The following is a 20303-nucleotide window of genomic DNA, read 5'->3' as shown; positions in this document are numbered from 1 at the left end:
GAATAAGAATGAGTATAACACCGAAAAAACTTTTGTCAGACCAAAGAAATATTATAATGGTGGGGTGCTTCGATACCAAGGCAGAAGATTTCGCCTATTTATATAACTCATTAATACAATTAGGAACTAAGGTAATTACCATTAATACAGGGGTAATGGGATCTACTGATTTATTTCCCATACATTTTGAGGCGGAAACTGTGGCGATAAGTGGAGGGACCACCATATCCCACCTACGTGACCGAAAGGATCGTGGTTGGGCTATTGAAGTTATGGGCAATGGGGCAGCAATTATAATTGCAGAACTTTTTTCCCAGAACAAAGCTCATGGCATTATAGGTATGGGTGGTGGTGGAGGTACTTTTATTACCCTCAAGGCAATGCAAGCGCTACCTTTTGGTATCCCCAAACTATGTGTCAGTACTTTGGCAACTAAAGACTTGTCAGAACATATTGGGAGTAAAGACATTACCTTAATGCCATCCATTGTTGATGTGGCAGGTCTAAATAATATTAGTAAAGTCGTAATACGCCAAGCGGCTGCCGCCATTGTCGGAATGACGCAAACTTCGGTATCTGATAACATAAGACAGGGTAAATCTATAGCCATTAGTGTTTTTGGTAATACCACCCTATGTGTGGATAAATGTTCGGAGTTATTGAAATTAAAGGGGTTTGAGGTAATGGCATTCCATTCGGTCGGGACAGGAGGTAAGACCATGGAAGATCTAACCTTGGATGGCTGTTTTAATGCCATATTGGACATTACCACCACCGAGTTGGCCGATGAACTTTGCGGCGGAATATGCAGTGCCGGCCCGGACAGATTAACAGCCGCATCTAAAATGGGAATTCCCCAAGTTATAGTACCTGGATGTATGGATATGGTCAATTTTGGCCCTTTGAATACTGTACCAGAAAAATATAAGGACCGACAATTATTCAGTTGGGCACCAGATGTAACCCTAATGCGAACCAATGAAGAAGAGAACAGAATTCTTGGAAAGACTATGGGCGAAAAACTTAATAAGTCCAAGGCTCCCGTGACCGTATTACTTCCCTTGGGAGGCCTATCCCAAATTGGTGGAGTCAGGGAAGTGTTCCATAATCCATCTATAGATCAGGAATTGTTCAATTCCATTAAAAGCCATGTAAATAATAATATTAAGGTATTGGAGGTAAACTCAAATATCAACACCGAGGATTTTGCAGAACAAGCCGTAAAACGCTTACTGGAATTAATTAAAGAATCCTGATTTCATATAATATCAATTGAAGAACAGCAATTAAAAATTTCAACGAAAATCAATTAATCAAAACTAAAAGAAAATTATGCCGAATCCATGGACGGGGAAAGGAAACCCTTACACTAAACAAGAAGTTAGAGATAGATTACAATTAGTAGTTAATCAAAAAAAGGCAATTATAGCTGCCGGAGCGGGAACTGGAATCAGTGCTAAATTTATAGAAAAGGGAGGCGCCGATTTGATCATTATATATAACTCCGGCAGGTTTAGAATGTCCGGGCACGGTTCAACAGCCGGTATGATGGCCTATGGTGATGCCAACGCAGTAGCCATGGAAATAGGTGAATTTGAGGTTTTGCCAGTAGTAGAGGAAGTTCCTGTTATATGTGGTGTCCATGGAAGTGACCCAAGGAGAAGAATGTGGCACTTTTTGGGGAAAGTGAAAGATATGGGATTCTCAGGTGTAAATAATTTCCCAACGCATTCCATTATTGATGGTCATTTTAGAAGGGTCCTTGAAGAAACGGGAATGAGTTTTCAAAAAGAAGTGGATATGGTTAATTTGGCCACCAAAATGGACTTGTTTTCCGTGGTTTATGTAGGCAAACCGGAGGAGGCTATACAAATGGCAGATGTAGGAGCCGATGCCATAATTGCCCATGTAGGTACAACGGTCGGTGGATCTATTGGGGTTACCAGTGCTTCGGCATCAATGGATGATGCTCTGGAACGCACACAACTAATTGTTGATGCAGTGAAAAAAGCGAATCCCGACACCTTCCTTCTTGCCCATGGTGGACCAATCAATACACCTGCTGACGTAAAATATGTTCTGGAGCATTGTAAAGGCCTGCACGGCTTTGTAGGGGCATCATCATTGGAAAGAATGGGAATTGAACAATCCTTGACTAATTTGACCAGGGAATTTAAAGCCTTAACCCTTTAAGATATCTATGGACAGGAATTGGAAATTTGTAAAGGAAAAGGACCTAATGTACGAAAAGGCCTTTGGGCGGGTACATTATTGGCACTATCATCCCGAAATTATTAAACATGCCGACTCCTATATGGTAAAGGTGGTGATGCCCAAGGGTGGTGGTCATAACTTTCACGTTCATCCAGAAATGAACGAAATACTTTATGTGCTAAAGGGTACTGCAGAACAATGGATAGAAGATGAGATGCAGATATTGAAAAAGGGGGACTCCGTCTATATTGGAGCCAATGTTGCCCATGGGACTTTTAACGCTGGGGAAGAAGAGTTGGAATTTTTGGCCATCCTTTCCCCACCAGAAGGTTGGGAAGCGGGAACGGTAGATGTAAGTGAAAATGCTCCATATTCTGGGTACCGTCCGCGAGTCTGATGGTTCTTATAGCAATTTAATCCAATTTAAACTTGACCATAGTAATTTATAATTTGAAAAATCGAAAAATGAAAAATTTAACTGCTTACCTTTCCTTACTAATCTGTGGAATGGTCCTTTTATCTAGCTGCTCAGGAGAAAAAGCACCTCCTCCTCCGTTGACTTATACCGGTGAAAACCCTAAGGTTCAGAACCCTCTAAGTCCAGAAGATTCCCAAAAACACATTCAACTTCCTGAGGGTTTTAGCGCTAAATTATTTGCAGCGGAACCCAATATAATTAATCCCATCGCTTTTACTTGGGATGAAAGGGGAAGGCTTTGGGTAGTACAGTCAAAGGATTACCCCCATGGTCTTGGCAATGATGTTGGAGGTGATAGGATTACTATCTGTGAAGATACCAATGGGGATGGTAAGGCAGATACCTTTATTGATTTCGCCACCGAGCAAAAGTTGACCACAGGAATTACCTTGGTAAGGGGCGGGGCCATTGTTTCCCAAGCACCTAATATGGTTTTTTTGGAAGATACCGATGGAGACGACAAAATGGACAAAAGTACCGTTCTGTTCGAAGGTTTCGGAACCTTTGACACCCATGCCGGACCTTCCAATTTACGCTATGGCGTAGATAACATGATATGGGGTTCCGTAGGATATTCCGGATTTGAAAATCAATTTCAGGGTAAACCAGTTGAATTTAAAATGGGCGTCTACAAATTTGCCAAGGATGGCTCTTATTTTGAACCCGTGGGCCAATTCAACAACAATACCTGGGGACTTGGTTTTAACGAGAATTTTGAAATATTTGGATCTACAGCCAATAATAACCATTGTTGTTATGTAGGCATACCCCTAAAACATTATGATTATTTAAAGAAACTGCCTTCTTGGGCAGTCAATGCCGATTTTATTCAAGGACACTATGAGATTACTTCAGTAGATACTATTCCGCTACAACAGGTAGATGTTCGAGGGGGATATACTGCAGCCGCTGGTGCTAATTTTTATACGGCCAGAAATTATCCGGAGGCTTATCAAAATCAAATGTATGTTTCAGAGCCTACTGGACATTTGGTACACATAGCAAAAATCGTCAAGGATGGGGCAGGGTATAAAGAGGTTGACGGTGGAAATATTTTTGCCAGTACCGATGCCTGGACAGCTCCTGTTTTTGCTGAAACTGGCCCGGATGGCAATTTATGGGTTGCCGACTGGTACAACCCGGTAATTCAGCATAACCCGGATAAGCGCGGAATGGACAATCAGATTTGGAACGCCGATAAAGGTGAAGGGAATGCCCATAAAAATAATTTGAGGGATTACGGGCATGGTAGAATATATATAATTACCCATGAGGATGGTGATGATTCAGATATAACCTCATTAAATCCAAATAACGAGGAAGAACTTTTAGAAGCCGTGCAAAGTGATAATATGTTTTGGCGGACTACCGCTCAACGTATGATCGTGGAGAATAAGAAAGTATCACTAATTCCAGACCTTATTAAATTGGCCGGGAACAATGATAGTGATAAAAGTGGCCTCAATGCTGGTGCATTACATGCCTTATGGACCTTAAACGGATTGGGCGCACTTAACGGTACCAATGCGGCTGCCAACGAGGTGGTTGTAAATGCCTTGATCAATACTTCCTATGCCGTAAAACGTGCCGCACTGGCCTTATTGCCATTAACGAAGGAAAGTAGTGAAAGTCTTGCACAATCTGGACTCTTAAAAAGTTCCGATCCACAGATCAAGCTGGCTGCGATTTTAAAGGCAGGACAACTGCCAGAATCCAATGCCTTGTATGCGGAAATAGAAAATATTGCTCAGGATGATTCCAGTACTTCGGATAAATGGATCAATGCCGCACTAAAGATTTATTATAGGGAGTCCAATTTTGAGACAGTAGATCCGTCCTCCTTAGTATTGCTGGTACCCTCGGCGGAAGAGAAAAAGACTATTTGGAATTATACAAATGAGAAACCTTCCGAAAACTGGATGAAATCAGAATTCAATGATTCGGATTGGAAGAAGGGAGCTGCCATGTTCGGTGGTGATAAAATTAAGAATGCGAATACCAATTGGAGCAGCTCAGATATCTGGATGCGACAAGAAGTGGTTATTACAGATGAAGTAACTGAACCAGTATTGAAGATTGCCCATGACGACGATTATGAAATTTATGTCAACGGACAACTTTTGATTGCGGAAGTGGGGTCAAGTAAATCGTATAAATACATAAAGCTAGATGCGGAGAAGGGCGAATTATTCAAAAAGGGCAAAAACCTAATTGCAGTGCATTGCGCAAATACTGGAGGGAAACAATATATTGATTTAGGCATAGGCAAAGTCGGAAAAATAAAGGCCGATGTTACCTTTGTACTTAATACTGTTGATCAGGAAATGGCCTATGATAAGAAGACCCTATACGCCACAGCTGGTCAGACCGTGGAAATAGTTTTGAAGAATAAAGATCAGATGTCCCATAATTTAGTGGTAATACAACCGGGAAGTTTGGACACTTTTGGAGATATGGTAGATGGCTTCCTTAAAAATCCCGAGGCAGAAAAAATGGGATATGTTCCCAAATCGCGCTATGTATTGGCCGCAACGGAAATGTTGACACCAGGGGTTACTGGGTCTGTAGTTTTTAAACTTCCGGATACCCCAGGCATTTATCCATATGTCTGTACCTTTCCAGGGCATTGGCGTATGATGCAGGGAGTAATCATTGTAACCGCTCCTGGGTCATATATTTCTGAAAATAAGGATGCCCAAAAAATTTCTGTAATGGGCGGCGGTGGTTCCCATGACTTCCTTAAATATTTTGGTATTGCAGATGGTAAAATCCTTAGTGAAGGAGGAAAGAACACGGTAATCTACACAGAGAACCCTATGGAACTGGGTATCATGGTGCCATCTACAGATGTACTTTTCCTAAGCAATAACAAACCTTTGGATAAGAACACAAAATCTGCCATCATGTCGCGTGTAAAAGCAGGGGAGATGAATATGCTCATCAACCATCCCAGCACTTGGTACAATTGGGAGGATTGGCCCGAATATAACAAAACACTGGTAGGTGGTGGTTCTAGGTCTCATGAGGATCTTCAAGAATTTGAAGTGAGGGTACTAAAGCCCAATCATCCTATTATGAAGGGGGTTCCCTCAAAATTCAGGATTGTTGACGAATTATACCGTTGGGAAAAGGATCCAGAGGCAGAGATAGAAGTTTTGGCAGTAAGTCGCGGGTTAAAATCAGGTGAAGAATATCCCACCGTTTGGATTGTAAAACATCCAAAAGCGAAAATTGTTGGCAATACTTTAGGGCACGATGAAAGAGCCCATGATTTAAAGGCGTACCAGACCATACTAAGGAATAGTTTAGAGTGGGTAGGGGAGCAATAAATGTATTTTATTGAAAGTAAAATTGCTTTAACCGGAAATATGTTTGGAGCGTATATTTTATCATTTAAGCCGAATCATAGTAATTTTTTAATTAAAATTAATTAAAAAGAACCTTTATTTTTGAAGAAACCTATAGTAGTTTCGCGAAATGAATTTAACGATTGAAAATATACTCCTTGTCGGTTCAATTCTACTTTTTATAAGTATAGTTGTTGGTAAGACGTCATATAAATTTGGGGTACCTACCTTATTGCTCTTTTTGGGAATTGGAATGTTAGCGGGTTCGGAAGGTATTGGAGGAATCCGATTCAACGACCCTAAAATTGCCCAATTTATTGGAATCGTATCACTTAATTTTATCTTGTTCTCGGGAGGTCTTGATACCAATTGGAGTACGGTTAAACCAATTTTAAGGGAAGGCCTTGTATTGAGTACCTTGGGAGTCCTACTAACCGCCTTAACCATTGGCTCCTTTGTTTGGTGGATAACCGACTTCACCATTTACGAAAGTATGCTATTGGGTTCCATTGTTTCCTCCACAGATGCAGCCGCCGTATTTTCAATCTTGCGATCAAAAAGTCTAGCCTTAAAAACGAACCTGAGACCAACCTTGGAATTGGAAAGTGGTAGTAACGACCCAATGGCATATGTGCTTACCCTTGCCTTTTTGTCCTTGGTTGTTCACCAAGATCAGAGTATTTTTTCCATTATACCATTGTTTTTAAAACAAATGATTTTGGGCGGAGCTGCGGGTTTTGGATTTGGAAAACTTAGTAAATATATAATCAATAAAATAAGGCTCGACTTTGAGGGACTTTATCCTGTATTGGTAATTGCCCTAATGTTTGTAACATTTTCAGCGACAGATTTTGTTGGTGGCAATGGTTTTCTCTCCATCTATATCTGTGCGGTGTATCTAGGGAATCAAGATTTGATTCATAAGAAGACAATTTTAAAAATGTTTGATGGTTTGGCCTGGTTGATGCAAATTGTACTGTTCCTTACTTTAGGATTATTGGTGTTTCCTTCCCAAATCATCCCGGTTATGGGCGTAGGTTTACTTATTTCAATATTCCTCATCATGGTAGCCCGTCCGATCAGTGTATTTCTAAGTCTCGTCTTTTTCAAAATGAAAATGAGAAGACGTTTTTATATTTCATGGGTTGGGTTACGCGGAGCTGTCCCAATTGTATTTGCTACATATCCACTTTTGGCCGGAATAGACAAAGCAAACATGATTTTTAATATTGTTTTCTTTATTTCGGTAACTTCTATTTTATTTCAAGGAACCACCCTCTCTGTCGTGGCTAAATGGTTAGGTGTGGCCATTCCCGAGAAGGCGAAAAAGTTATCGCCAACAGATTTGCTGTTTTCTGAAGATCCTAAAACAATCATGAGGGAGATTTTGGTAGGTTCGGAATGTTTTGCTACTAATAAAAAAATAGTTGAATTAGGCTTTCCTAAAAACGCCATAATTGCAATGATCAAAAGAGGCGACAAATTTATTACCCCGAGCGGATCAACTAAAATTGAAAGTGAGGACATCTTAATAGTCCTTGCCGATAGATTGGGAATAATAGACGAAGTATATAAAGTGCTTAAAATAAAAAATCCCAGTTCGTAAAAATTTCTTATTACACCTTTCAGCCCTTTGATTATTTCTTAGGATTCAAATAGGCCTAGGGATAAATTTACTAAGTATTGGCCTTTTCATAACAATGAACTTTAAACACCATAATTGTTCCCTGTGGTCTATTATCACGATAGGATAGTCGGTTTATCTCATACCATAATTTATTGTCTTTATGGAAATCCAATTTCACTTCGAAACAACAAATTAAAACTATTTGGGTCGGATCATTTTGCTATTTTATTGACCACTTTATGTTACTTACAAAAGCTACATAAGCTAATTTTCACATAGTTATGTGATTGTGAAATGCTAACAACAGTATTTACTTTGTAGTAAATAATAGCATCATGAAAACATTTTTGTACACTACTAAAATGAATTCCGAATCCAGAAGGAATGCCCATTTTACCCATCAAGTAAATAGCAAAAGAATTCAGTGGTCTGAGTCTTCTCGATATGTCCTTTAAAGGAATTACTACTATAACTTCCATTTAAGCTTTTTAAGTTGGAATTAATTAGCTCCCCCCAATATTAACTTTTAATGACAAGGCCAGACGGACTTTATTAATAATCCATAAAAAACTACTAAGTAAATGAAAAGTGCTAAAATAAACTCTAATTATAGTAATCCCAATATATTTGGCATGCACAAGATTCTGACTATTGTTTTGTGTTGGATGCTAATTCAATTTATTTTTTTTATTAATGAATACTCCTATGTTAATGAATTAATTCAAATGAAAAAGCTTACCGGCAGCTACGAATTCTGGTCTGGACTTTTGAACTCTTTACTCATAAATACTTTAAGTGGGATTGTCGGCGCATATGTCTTAGTGGTGAAACTACCATATAAATTCAAACAAAAAATTTTGAATTTTGGAGTATTGGGATATGGGGTATTATTTGTTTTTTCCTATTTAACATTGTTAACCTGTGTATTTCTGCTACTTTATATTTATTCTCTTGTCCAATTGGAATTTGATATAGCATTTTATAATATCATTAGTACCTTAAACCCAAAATTAAAAGCGCCCTCTTTTTTTATTTCCATTATTCTATGGGGCATATTGGTTACGGTAACTCAGTTTATGTTCGAATTAAATAATAAATTTGGTCAAGGTGTACTTTGGAGGTTTATTATAGGTAAATACAACAATCCTGAAGAAGTAGAACGTATTTTTATGTTTCTTGATTTAAAAGGAGCTACTTCCATTGCGGAAAAGATGGAAAGCAAATTGTTTTTTGAAATGCTAAAGGAAATCTACTATGATATAAGCACACCGATTATAGAAAGTTCAGGGGAAATCTATCAATATGTCGGTGATGAAGTAGTAATCACCTGGCCAAAAGAAAAAGGTCTAAAAAACAATAATTGTTTGGCTAGCTTTTTTCGAATTGAAAGCAAGATCCAAGAAAAAAAGATAAAATATCTTAAAAAGTATGGTGTAATCCCAACCTTTAAGGCGGGTATGCATATGGGTAAAGCAACGGTAGGTGAAATTGGGGTGATTAAAAAAGAAATAGTTTACTCAGGGGATGTCCTCAATACTACCTCACGGGTGCAGGATTTATGCAATTATTTTAATGTAAAAATACTTATTTCAAACAGCTTGTTGCAGCTTTTGCAAATAAGTGGGAAATACATCAATATTCCTATGGGTGAAATAAGTCTACGTGGTAAGGATGATAAAATTGCTTTGAGTAATATAGCACAATTGTAAAGAATTATGGATAGTTTAAATAGAGAATAATTAATTTTAAATCACAACCCTACAAATGAACTAGAAAAAGTTCCATACTCAATAGTCCAATCCATAGCTCTCAAATATTTTTAGTTGACCCCTAAAGGATTACTGCAATTTATCCAATAACGGATTTGGATAATTATCGGATTGATCTTCTATGGTTTCATCCATACAAACAAAATCTTTCTCCAAAAGTAAAAATAGTTCCTTACCATTTGCTAAGGAAATAGTATGTTGAAATCCAACGCGATTGCTGATTGCCCAATCATTTTTATCCTGTTCTGGGAGGTACATGGTAATCGTATCGCTTTTAAAATCGGCATCTAGATTGGAAATGCTGTCGAGACTCCTTAATTCATATTTAAAAATCTGATTTTTAAATTCTGTTCTCTCCATAAAATAACCTTCCCCACAAAAGGTTTCCACTTCTGGCTTGGTAAGCCTATATCGTATTGAGTTTCCTTTAATTCTTATTTTCATAATACTTTCATTAAAAACGATTACCGCTTTTCATAGGTGGTATTTGCTCTTGTAGACTTATTTTAGAGGCTTTCATACCAACTAAATATTGAATTGGACCCTATTTATTCCTCATTTTTTATCAATTCCAGTTTATCCGTCTTATAGTTGATAGTTACCCGAGTTCCCTTTCCTTTAATCGAATTGATAAAAAGACGTCCATTAATATAATTCATTCTTTCTTTCATAAAGAATAGCCCCATTCCTCCATCACTATTATTTTTAGGTACCTTTCCCAAAATGGAGTCGTCAAAACCTTTGCCATCATCGTCGATAACGGCACTTAGAATATCATCATTAAAATTAAGGGTTACTAGAATAAAATTAGCTTCTGCATATTTTATGGCATTGTTTACAGCTTCTTGTACTACCCTATAAATATTGGTTTCTGCCAACGAATTAAACCTAATATTCTCCTCGGTTTTGTTTTCGAACAATATGTTTTTTCCGGTAAGCTTAGACAGTTCATTGGTCATTTTCTGAATGGCCGGAAATATACCATGATCACTAAGCTCTGGCGGGGTTAAATTAAAAGTAGCAGTCCTAACCCCTTTGATCAAGTCACTGGAAAGCGCTTTTATATATTCGATTTTTTCGGCCGTTTTCTCCAAATTGGATAAATTAATGGATTCTATGTTAAACTTAAGGGCGGTTAGCATCTGCCCAATACCATCATGTATATCCTTGGCTATTCGTTTGCGCTCCTCCTCCTGACCTTCAACAATCTGGCTGGCCTGCAACTGCTTTTGCCTCATGGTCTCCTCATAATTTTCTTTCGTCAACTGGGCCACCTTCAATTGATTTTTTTTCCGTTCAGTAATATCGGAACACAAGATTAAAATAGACTGTTTGGCACTAGATTGATGCATTGGAATAATGGACATATCCAACCATAAGGATTCACCTTTTGTTGTTTTGACCTTTATTTCTTCAGTCCTTATATTTTTCCGATTGCTTTTTAAGACCTCCATCAGATATTGTTGCTGCCCTTCATCGGTAGTCAATATTTCGTATAAAGGTTTATTTAGATCACTATCATTGCGTCCAAGAAGTTCCTTGAACTTTTTACTGATAAAGACAACATGACCATCTTGCTTGGCGCTTGCAAAAAGTGCAGCATTGTCGATTACAAAATTAAGCTCCTGTAATTCCTGTAATGATTTTTCCTTTTCTTGGAAAAGTTTTTTTATTTCCTTGGTACTTTCCTCCGATTTCTTTTGGGTGATCATCAAATTTTTGATGGTATTTCTAATTTGAACGGACAACGGTCGAAAGATGAAAAATATCTCCAACAGTAGAATCAGAAGTGAAATTGCCAACAAAAGGTATTCCTTGAACTTTAAATTTTGCAGATGGGTTTTGCTAAAGGTATCATATTTATTAACGATGGTATCCATCATCGCCAAAAAGGCACTTTCGTTTTCCAGGACAGTATCTATATCCGACTGATTTGGAAAAGAATTACCATTTTTTCCATAATCATTCAAAATATTCTCCACAGCACCTACCATGGCATTATAATGTGGGTTTATATTTTCAAAAAGAACTTTAATTTCTTCGTTTTCCGCTTTTGAAATACCCATGGCCATATCACCAAATTGCAATGTCTGATGGGCGTTTTTCCATACCGATAACGTTTCAGTTAGTAAGGTAATTACCTGGACACGCTGTACTGCATCCGTACTTTCCTTTAGCAATAAAACTTCTTTGGTCAATTTTTGACTATAGGCCCTTTGTCTACCCGCTATATTAATTACTTTGGAATCATCCAATTGCGAATTTAAATGATGCTGGATCAGAATTTGGGCAAAGATTATGCTTAAGGCAATGGTGGCCAACGCAACTAAATACCATTTACGGACCCTTAAAAAGGTTGAAGTGTCCAAAGGTGTAAGTAATTTATCGTCGTTCATTTCCCAAATTCTGTTGCTTAAATAGATTTACCCTTTTAGTGCTTTGGTTATTAGGTTTAGGGAGTCCTGTGACAAAGGTAGCTTTAATGCAGCTTCATGGCCTTTATCAGACATTTTACGCCATGTTTTCTGAAGGATATCCATTAGTTTTTCTTCTGGGTACTTATGGGAAAACGGTTCAAAATAAAATTCTAGAAATACGAGACAAATAACATCTTCCAAGGTCTGGGTTTCAGCATTCTTTTTAAGCTGTTTCTTTTCCAATAAGAAGCTCACTTGATTTATCATTTCTTGATCATATCCCACCTCCTTAAGGATGGTCCCGGCCTTGTCCGCATGAAAGGTCTTAAGGTCCTGTCTCCATTTTAAATAACCAGTCCTGTTCATTTCATAGGATTCCCTAGGGATTTCCCATCTTCTAATATGCTGGCACCTTGCGGTAAGTTGAAGCGACTCGGGAGCTTCAGGGGCAAAAGCTCTTAATTTATCCGTCATCCTCATAGCGTATAATAGCTCCTTTGGATATTCCTTACCCTTCCAAAACTCCTTATTAGGGTCATTTCTATTAGCCTCGTCGAAAAGTCGGAAGGCTTCATTAAGTTTTTCTGAGGCCATATTTTATCTTGGTTTTTTCCAAAGCTATTCAGAAAAACCAATATAAACAAAGCCATCCTCAATTTTAACCGGATATGTTGCAATATGGTCTAGGTCACCATTTATGTGTTTTCCCGTTTTTAAGGAAAAGGAATTTTTATGTAGTGGGCAGGCTACTTTGGGTTCCCCTTGATCTTCTCCAATCATTCCTCTGGATAGCACCATTTCCATCTTGTGGGGACATAAATTCTGGCAAGCGTACCAAGTGGATTCTCGGCTAAAATTGAAAACTGCAATTTGCTTATCCTTGTATTTTACACAAGCACCCCCATTTTTTGGAAATTTAGCCACAGCTGCGGCTTTGAACCAAATTCGAACATTTTCAGATTCTACAACTTCGTATGTACTTAAATTAGATATCATCTTTCATTATTTTAAATGGACACTTATATATTGTGCCTATTGTTCAACATGTTTATTGTTTGGGCTTACAGTTCCTGATGACAACTACACCCAGGCCTTAGGCATTTTTTGTTCCCTTAAGGAAACAAATTCAATGGTATCATCTGTTTCATCGGCATTTACAAAATGGGTGTATTTTGCTCTTATTTCAGGATTTTCAACGGCCTCTTTCCACTCACATTTGTAGGTATCCACTAAATACTGCATTTCCAGGTCCAGTTGGTCGGCAATACCAAGACAATCGTTTATAACCACATCTTTCACATAATCTATGCCTCCTTCTAGTTTGTCCAACCAAGCAGCGGTACGGGTTAGGGGGGGGGCAGTTTGTATGTAGTACATTAAAAATCGGTCCACGTATTTGGTAGCTGTTGCTTTGTCGACCTTTTCCACCAACAACTGCGCGTGTTGTGGATTGGCACCTCCATTTCCACATATGTAAACATTCCAACCACCTTCAACGGCAATAAAACCGAAATCCTTATTCCTGGCCTCAGCACATTCCCTAATACATCCTGATACACCACCTTTTATTTTATGTGGGGAACGGATTCCTTTATAGCGGTTTTCTATATCAATGGCAAAAGTCACACTTTCATCCATCCCATACCTACACCATGTTGAGCCCACACAACTTTTAACGGTACGTAACGATTTACCGTAGGCTTGACCCGTTTCAAACCCTTCAGCAATCAGTTCCTCCCAAATAAGAGGTAATTCATGCAATTGGGCTCCAAACATGTCGATACGCTGACCCCCTGTAATTTTGGTATACAAATCATACTTTTGGGCTATTCTACCCATAGCTAAAAGCTGTTTTGGGGTAATCTCACCAGCCGCTACCCTCGGTACAACAGAATAGGTGCCATTTCTTTGAATATTCGCAAGATACCGATCGTTTGTGTCCTGAATAGTTTCTTGCTTATTAGCAGTTTCATTATAAATACTGGCAAATATCGAAGCCACTGCAGGCTTACAAACCTCACATCCATGACCTTTTCCAACCTCGTCCAATAAGGAGTCATAATCTTCAATTTTCCTGAGTTTTACAATATCATATAGTTCCTGTCTAGAAAATTCAAAATGTTCGCAAAGTGATTCCTTAACTACTTTTCCGAGCGATTTTAAGGTTTCTTTTACCAAATCATCTACCATAGGTTTGCAACCACCGCAACCAGTGGTAGCTTTAGTGGCCTTAGCTATAGCTTTCACACTTTCATTACCGTCATCTTTTACAGAACAGCATATTTGGCCTTTTGTTACTGCTTCACAAGAACATACGACAGCCGTATCGGGCAAGTCCATGGCGCTTCCAAAGGAAACATCCTCGCCACTTCGGCTTCCTAATATTAGATTCTCCGGGTTTTTTGGTAGTGGCATTTCATTAAGATACATCTGCAATAGCATATTGTAATCCTTAGCGTCACCAACTAGAATACCCCCTAAAAGTCTTTTCCCGTCATGACTTACATTAATTCTTTTATATAGACTCTCCGTCTTATTTTCAAAAATAATGGAATGACCTTTTTCTGGTGGCATAAACGGGATTCCAAAACTGGCCACATCAACGCCTATTAATTTTAATTTGGTAGACATATCTATTTCCGCAGCCATGGTAGTTGCTTCCAAACCTATTATTTGATCTACGGCAACGCCAGCCATTTCATAACCAGGTGCCACAAGACCATATATCATTTGGTTATAAAGTGCTATTTCCCCGATAGCAAAAATACTTGGATCTGAGGTTCTCATTGTATTATCCACCACAATTCCACCTCTGGTGCCCATTTTTAGACCACAGCTTTTTCCCAATTCATCCCGCGGTCTTATTCCCGCTGAAATCACCAACATGTCTACATTAAGGATGTCGTCCTCTCCAAATTCCATTCCTATTACATGGCCATTTCCCAAGATTTGATTGGTTGCTTTGCTCAAATGGATATTTATACCCATAGATTCCAATTTTACCTGTAGCACCTTACTACTTCTGGTGTCTAACTGCCTAGGCATTAATTTTGGGGCAAATTCTACCACATGAGGTTCCATACCCATATCCATAACCGCTTTGGCAGCCTCCAGACCCAATAGTCCACCACCTAGAATAGCAGCCTTTGGTTTTTGAACTGTCTTTTTTATTTTTTCCGCATAGGCCAGAGTTTCTTCCAAATCCTCTATGGTCCTGTACACAAATACGCCATCCTTATCTACTCCATTTATCTGTGGCACAAAGGGACTAGATCCTGTTGCCAACACTAGGTAATCATAATTGAAGGTTTTCTCGCTTAGGGTTGTTATGGTTTTCGAATTTCGATGAATGTCTGTAACTCTCTCGTTTGTAAAAAGCTCAATGTTATTCTCTTGGTACCATTCACGAGGAGCCATGGATAAACGTTCTGCGTCGCCATTTTCAAAATATTCACTTAAATGCACCCTATCATAGGCAACTCTTGGCTCTTCTCCGAAAACAATTAGTTTAAAGGAGTCCTGGTCTACCTTGGCGACAAACTTCTCACAAAATTTATATCCAACCATTCCATTTCCAACTACAATTACGGTCTTCATACGTATATATTTAAATATTACGTAGCAATATTACGTATTATTACGTAATAATAATGTGTTTTTATGAAAATAAATACGTAGTTTTGTTGCGAAATTCTTAATTGAATACCTTAAACTATAGAAATTATGAGCATATCCAAAGCCCCAAAAGTAAGTCTAGTAGGTGCAGGTCCTGGGAGTAGCGACCTTATCACCATAAGAGGATATAAAGCATTGGAAGATGCCGATATCATTCTATATGATGCTTTGGTCAGTATGGAATTGCTTGATGACTTAAATCCCAACATTCCAAAAATATATGTAGGGAAAAGATGTGGGGAGCATTCCTTTTCCCAGGAAGACATTAATAGATTAATCGCGGAAAAAGCCTTTGAATACGGGCATTTAGTACGTTTAAAGGGTGGTGACCCCTTTGTTTTTGGAAGGGCAAGCGAAGAATTGGAATATGTGGAATCTTTTGGAATCCCAGTCGTGGTGGTTCCAGGGGTTACAAGTGCCATAGCCGTGCCGGCAAGTCAGGGTATACCGGTAACGCGACGCGGAATAAGCAGTAGCTTTTGGGTAATGACGGCCACGAAACGAGATGGTTCATTTTCAGAAGACCTGGAACTTGCCGCCAAGTCATCGGCTACCATGATCATACTAATGGGAATACGTAGATTTTTGGAAATCGCAAATAAAGTATCACTATATAGAAAAGAATCGACTCCTTTCGCCATTATACAAAATGGGACAACCAAAAACGAATCCTGTGTAACAGGAATACTTAAGGATGCTCAATCAGTCGTGGACAAAATAGATACATCACAGCCAGGTATCATAGTAATTGGGGAGGTTGTAGCAGAACACCCATCATTTTTTGAAGAGGAGATTCAAAGGGTGCTCAACTATTAAGGATCAACTTACAAGCGAATATTTACGATATAATAAATTAATCTATCATTATTCTTTGATTTCGTAATCACGTCCTCCATAATTTTTCACCTTCATAAAAATAGAACTCACTACCATAATTACGTAATAATAATAAGTAATAATACGTATAAATACGTAATTTTGAATTGTTTAATTAAATAACTAATCCTAAAAACAATTCAGTTATGAAAGAATTTGTCTCAGCCAAAGCTACAAAATTAGAACTTTTAAACTTCAAAAGCCTTCCAATACGTACATTTTGGATTACCTCTATAGCCTTTTTCATTTGTTTCTTTGCATGGTTCGGCATTGTCCCTTTTATGCCAGATGTAGTTAAAGACTTGGGGCTGACCCCAACCCAAAAATGGAACTCCATTATTTTAGCAGTTTCGGGAACCGTATTTGCTAGACTATTAATTGGCAAATTATGTGATAAATACGGTCCTAGATTATGTTACACCTATTTATTAATTCTTGGTTCCATTCCGGTGATACTGCTGGGGTTTGTACAAACACCGCTTCAATTTCTAATATGTAGGTTATTTATTGGTTTTATAGGTGCTTCTTTCGTAATAACCCAATTCCATACTTCTATAATGTTTGCCCCAAATATTGTGGGCACAGCCAATGCCACTTCAGCCGGTTGGGGTAATCTTGGTGGAGGAGCCAATCGCTTGGGCATGCCGTTGATTGCGGCCGGAGTTATTAGCTTTGGAATTTCAGAAGAAATAGCTTGGAGATATTCCATGGTAATTGCTGGAGTTATTTGCTTGGCAATGGGCATTATATATTACTTCTTTACAAAAGACACCCCCGAAGGCAATTTTAAAGAACTTAAGGAAGAAGGTAAAATGCCGAGTTTAAAGAAAGATGAAGTGTCTTTCCTTAGCACCTTAAAGGACTATAGGGTTTGGATTTTGTTTTTGGTATATGCAGCTTGTTTTGGAATAGAGTTGACGGTATATGGTACTATGGATGACTATCTTCAGAATAGGTTTGGCCTAGATAGGTCTACCGCAGGAAATTTGGTACTGTCCTTTGCCCTAATGAACATATTTGCAAGAACATTGGGTGGCTATTTCGGAGATCTGTTCGGAAAGTCCCGTGGCCTAAGGGGCAGGGTAATTTTTCTTGCCTTGATATTGGCTGCCGAAGGTATTATGCTCTCTGTATTTTCTGTAACCACTAGTTTGGTATTCGGAATGATATTTTTGATTGCCTTTAGTCTCACTGTTCAAATGGCGGAAGGCGCTACTTTCTCGGTAGTCCCATTTATAAATAAAAAAGCGATAGGCTCTATTTCTGGAATTGTCGGTGCTGGTGGAAATGTGGGTGCATTTCTGGCTGCTATGTTATTAAAATCCAAATCGGCAGTGGCAGAAAGTGCCGCCATAGCAGCGAACAGCCAATTAGGCGAACAGGCAGTGAAGTCAGCCCAAACTACGGCAGCAGCTTCAGCCGTTTCAAATGGATATTTTATTATTGGAGGATTCATAGTATGTGCAGCGGTACTATCACTAGCAATCAGGTTTGCTACGGCCGAAGAAAAAGCCGTCATCCGGGAAACCAAGGGAGAACTTTTATTATCCGGGATGGACAAATAGGTACAAATATCAAGTGGGAAACTCACTTTAAAGGTTCTCCCCAAAGAACCCCAATTTATAAAAATTCAAATCGAATTGAGGAACGATCATTATACAATACCTATTTCCGTAACACTGATTAAAACATGAAATAAGCCATGATAGTTTTTTTATAAACCGAGTGTTTAATGGCGAATTACATCTGACCACTAAAAAACAAATACAAATTTACAGATGAAAAGAATATATCTATTATTTACCGTTATAGCCCTATGTGGGCCATTATTGAATGCGCAGTTTTCCTTGGACGGAGAATTTAGACCTCGAACCGAATTGCGTCATGGTTTTGGTAGCCTAATTGCCGATGATGCCGAGGCAGGTATTGGCGTTTCCACCCGATTACGATTAAATGCAGGCTACGTTATGGAGGCCTATACCTTTTATGTAAGCCTTCAGGATGTTATGGTATGGGGAGAAAACAGACAGTTGTTACCAGATGATGAGAATAATTCCTTCGCTGTATTTGAGGCCTGGGCAGATATTAATCTTGGCAGTGGTTTTTCTACCAAATTAGGAAGGCAGACCTTGGATTATGACGACCAGCGCATATTGGGAAGTGTTGGGTGGACACAACAGGGACGTAATCACGATGCTGCTATTTTAAAATATGCCAGAGAGAAATTCCAAATAGATCTTGGATTGGCATATAGCCAGGATTATGATAACCCCAGCGGTTTTCAATCCGTAGGTACCACCTATAATACAACTGGATTCTTCACCTATAAAACTATGCAATACCTTTATTTAAAGGAAAGTTGGAAAAATCTAACAGCAAGCCTTTTGTTATTGAACAATGGCTTCCAGAACTTTGAAACGGATGGTACTACAGCGGATGGGATAAGTAGTTTACAAACCCTTGGAACACATTTGGACTATAAAAAAGGCCGTTTCGAGACTGCTTTGAATGCTTATCTTCAAACAGGGGAAAGGCAGGGCGCCGTTGATGTAGGTAGCGCTTATTTGTTGGGGCTTGATTTTAACTATGCAGCATCAGCAAAAGTAAGTCTTGGGGCTGGAATGGAAATTATTAGCGGTAATAATGCCAATACCAGTGGTAAAACGGAAGCATTTTTTCCCCTGTATGGCACCAATCATAAGTTCAATGGATTTATGGATTATTTCTATGTAGGCAATCATGCTAATTCAGTAGGTTTATTCGATGTTCATATAAGCGCCAATTTCAAACTTGGTGAAAAATCAAGCCTTCTGATAAAGGCACTTAATTTTAGTGGAGAGCAAGCATTACCCAGCGGGGAAAAATATTTGGGTACGGAATTAGATCTTGTATTTTCACAAGCATTCAATGGCTATTCCTTACAATTGGGTTATTCCCAAATGTTTGCCGCTGACGGTATGTATGAATTAAAGGGCATCACACAAGACGCCTCGGCCAGTAGTCAAAACTGGGCATGGGCCATGCTGGTCCTTAAACCTAAATTTTTAAATACATCAAAATAGGTAAATTAAAAGCATAGGGCCTCACCATTTGGTGAGGCTTTTTGCGATACAGCCTTACTTGAAAGATAGATTAGGGATATAAGCTGAAAATTGCAACATCTATTTTCACCGTATGAATACTTAGTTTTAATTTTATCCTATATTTGTTTGGAAAGAAAGAATTATTGTGAATAAAACAACGCGTATTGTATTGGCAGACGACCATTCCTTGGTAAGGGATGGAATTCGTGCACTTCTGGAAGAAGATGAAAATTATGTAGTTATTGGTGAGGTCTCCAATGGTTTGGAGGCTGTTCAAATGGTATTGGAAAAAAAACCTGATCTCTTAATTATTGATATCCGAATGCCTAAAATGAATGGCATAGAAGCTGTAGAGGAACTTAAAAATCATGCTTCGCCCACAAAATGTATCATACTTTCCATGCACGATTCGGAGGAATATATCCTTAAAACGGTTAGTGCCGGCGCTAATGGCTATTTATTAAAGGATACTGGGAAAACAGAATTTCTTAAGGCAATTTCCACAGTGGAGCAAGGTGGAAAATATTTCAGCGGCGACATTTCCAATGTTTTAGTAAATAATTTGTTGAGTCAGGGACAGGCCAAGCAAGAGAGCCATCACCCCATAACCAATGGAAATAATACCTTTGGCATAACCAGTAAGGAGCTCCAAATATTGGAACTTGTACTATCAGGACTTACCAACAAGCAAATTTCAGAAAAACTTCAAAAAAGCAAACGTACCATAGAAACCCATCGCTTTAATTTAATGCGAAAGATGGGAGTGAACAATCTCATGGACTTGGCCAAGAAAGCACAAGAATTTAAGTTGGTATAA

General features: G+C 38.6%; 15 protein-coding genes. 10 read left to right on the top strand and 5 right to left on the bottom strand.

What is annotated here, in order from left to right:
- Nucleotides 1-8: 8 nt before the first annotated feature.
- The 6 genes from CWD90_RS05385 (at nucleotide 9) to CWD90_RS05360 (ending at nucleotide 9375) form a co-directional block, all read left to right on the top strand.
- Nucleotides 9-1256, top strand: coding sequence for a Tm-1-like ATP-binding domain-containing protein (locus CWD90_RS05385; protein WP_239986468.1), 1248 nt, complete (start codon nucleotides 9-11; stop codon nucleotides 1254-1256).
- 76 nt (nucleotides 1257-1332) lie between these two features.
- The gene (locus CWD90_RS05380) at nucleotides 1333-2193 is read left to right on the top strand and encodes a phosphoenolpyruvate hydrolase family protein (RefSeq protein WP_103474909.1); all 861 of its coding nucleotides are present in this window, start codon (nucleotides 1333-1335) and stop codon (nucleotides 2191-2193) included.
- A 7-nt stretch (nucleotides 2194-2200) separates the two neighbouring features.
- Entirely contained in the window at nucleotides 2201-2611 is a 411-nt protein-coding gene (locus CWD90_RS05375; RefSeq protein ID WP_103474908.1) for a cupin domain-containing protein, read from the top strand.
- 68 nt (nucleotides 2612-2679) lie between these two features.
- Entirely contained in the window at nucleotides 2680-6021 is a 3342-nt protein-coding gene (locus tag CWD90_RS05370; RefSeq protein ID WP_103474907.1) for a PVC-type heme-binding CxxCH protein, read from the top strand.
- Nucleotides 6022-6169: 148 nt separating this feature from the next.
- Nucleotides 6170-7645, top strand: coding sequence for a potassium/proton antiporter (locus tag CWD90_RS05365; protein WP_103474906.1), 1476 nt, complete (start codon nucleotides 6170-6172; stop codon nucleotides 7643-7645).
- 746 nt (nucleotides 7646-8391) lie between these two features.
- Nucleotides 8392-9375 carry an adenylate/guanylate cyclase domain-containing protein gene (locus tag CWD90_RS05360; RefSeq protein WP_192877990.1) on the top strand — a complete coding sequence of 328 codons (984 nt, stop codon included), beginning with the start codon at nucleotides 8392-8394 and terminating at the stop codon, nucleotides 9373-9375.
- 129 nt (nucleotides 9376-9504) lie between these two features.
- On the opposite strand, the gene CWD90_RS05355 is transcribed toward CWD90_RS05360, so the two are convergent.
- The 5 genes from CWD90_RS05355 to nirB all read right to left on the bottom strand — a co-directional run bounded on the left by CWD90_RS05355 (nucleotide 9505) and on the right by nirB (nucleotide 15449).
- Complete coding sequence (locus tag CWD90_RS05355; RefSeq protein ID WP_103474904.1) at nucleotides 9505-9879, bottom strand: DUF7009 family protein; 375 nt, start codon at nucleotides 9877-9879, stop codon at nucleotides 9505-9507.
- A gap of 104 nt (nucleotides 9880-9983) precedes the next feature.
- Nucleotides 9984-11831: a PAS domain-containing sensor histidine kinase gene (locus CWD90_RS05350; protein WP_103474903.1), complete on the bottom strand. Its 1848-nt coding sequence runs from the start codon at nucleotides 11829-11831 to the stop codon at nucleotides 9984-9986.
- A gap of 27 nt (nucleotides 11832-11858) precedes the next feature.
- Nucleotides 11859-12446, bottom strand: coding sequence for a DUF4202 domain-containing protein (locus CWD90_RS05345; protein ID WP_103474902.1), 588 nt, complete (start codon nucleotides 12444-12446; stop codon nucleotides 11859-11861).
- Nucleotides 12447-12470: 24 nt separating this feature from the next.
- On the bottom strand, nucleotides 12471-12848 hold the full coding sequence (gene nirD, locus CWD90_RS05340; RefSeq protein ID WP_103474901.1) for a nitrite reductase small subunit NirD: 378 nt from the start codon (nucleotides 12846-12848) through the stop codon (nucleotides 12471-12473).
- A gap of 84 nt (nucleotides 12849-12932) precedes the next feature.
- On the bottom strand, nucleotides 12933-15449 hold the full coding sequence (nirB, locus tag CWD90_RS05335) for a nitrite reductase large subunit NirB (protein ID WP_103474900.1): 2517 nt from the start codon (nucleotides 15447-15449) through the stop codon (nucleotides 12933-12935).
- Nucleotides 15450-15575: 126 nt separating this feature from the next.
- Here nirB and cobA point away from each other — a divergent pair, with 126 nt between their 5' ends.
- The 4 genes from cobA (at nucleotide 15576) to CWD90_RS05315 (ending at nucleotide 20303) form a co-directional block, all read left to right on the top strand.
- Nucleotides 15576-16343: a uroporphyrinogen-III C-methyltransferase gene (gene cobA, locus CWD90_RS05330; protein WP_103474899.1), complete on the top strand. Its 768-nt coding sequence runs from the start codon at nucleotides 15576-15578 to the stop codon at nucleotides 16341-16343.
- A 206-nt stretch (nucleotides 16344-16549) separates the two neighbouring features.
- Nucleotides 16550-17968, top strand: coding sequence for an MFS transporter (locus tag CWD90_RS05325; protein ID WP_103474898.1), 1419 nt, complete (start codon nucleotides 16550-16552; stop codon nucleotides 17966-17968).
- 213 nt (nucleotides 17969-18181) lie between these two features.
- Nucleotides 18182-19465, top strand: coding sequence for an alginate export family protein (locus tag CWD90_RS05320; protein WP_103474897.1), 1284 nt, complete (start codon nucleotides 18182-18184; stop codon nucleotides 19463-19465).
- Nucleotides 19466-19631: 166 nt separating this feature from the next.
- Nucleotides 19632-20303 (top strand): response regulator transcription factor, encoded by a 672-nt coding sequence (locus CWD90_RS05315; protein WP_103474896.1) that lies wholly within the window; start codon nucleotides 19632-19634, stop codon nucleotides 20301-20303.

The organism is Arenibacter catalasegens, from assembly GCF_002909235.1.
GTDB classification, from domain to species: domain Bacteria; phylum Bacteroidota; class Bacteroidia; order Flavobacteriales; family Flavobacteriaceae; genus Arenibacter; species Arenibacter catalasegens.
Note: the sequence above shows the minus strand (reverse complement) of the source record. Positions and strands in the feature narration are given on the sequence as shown.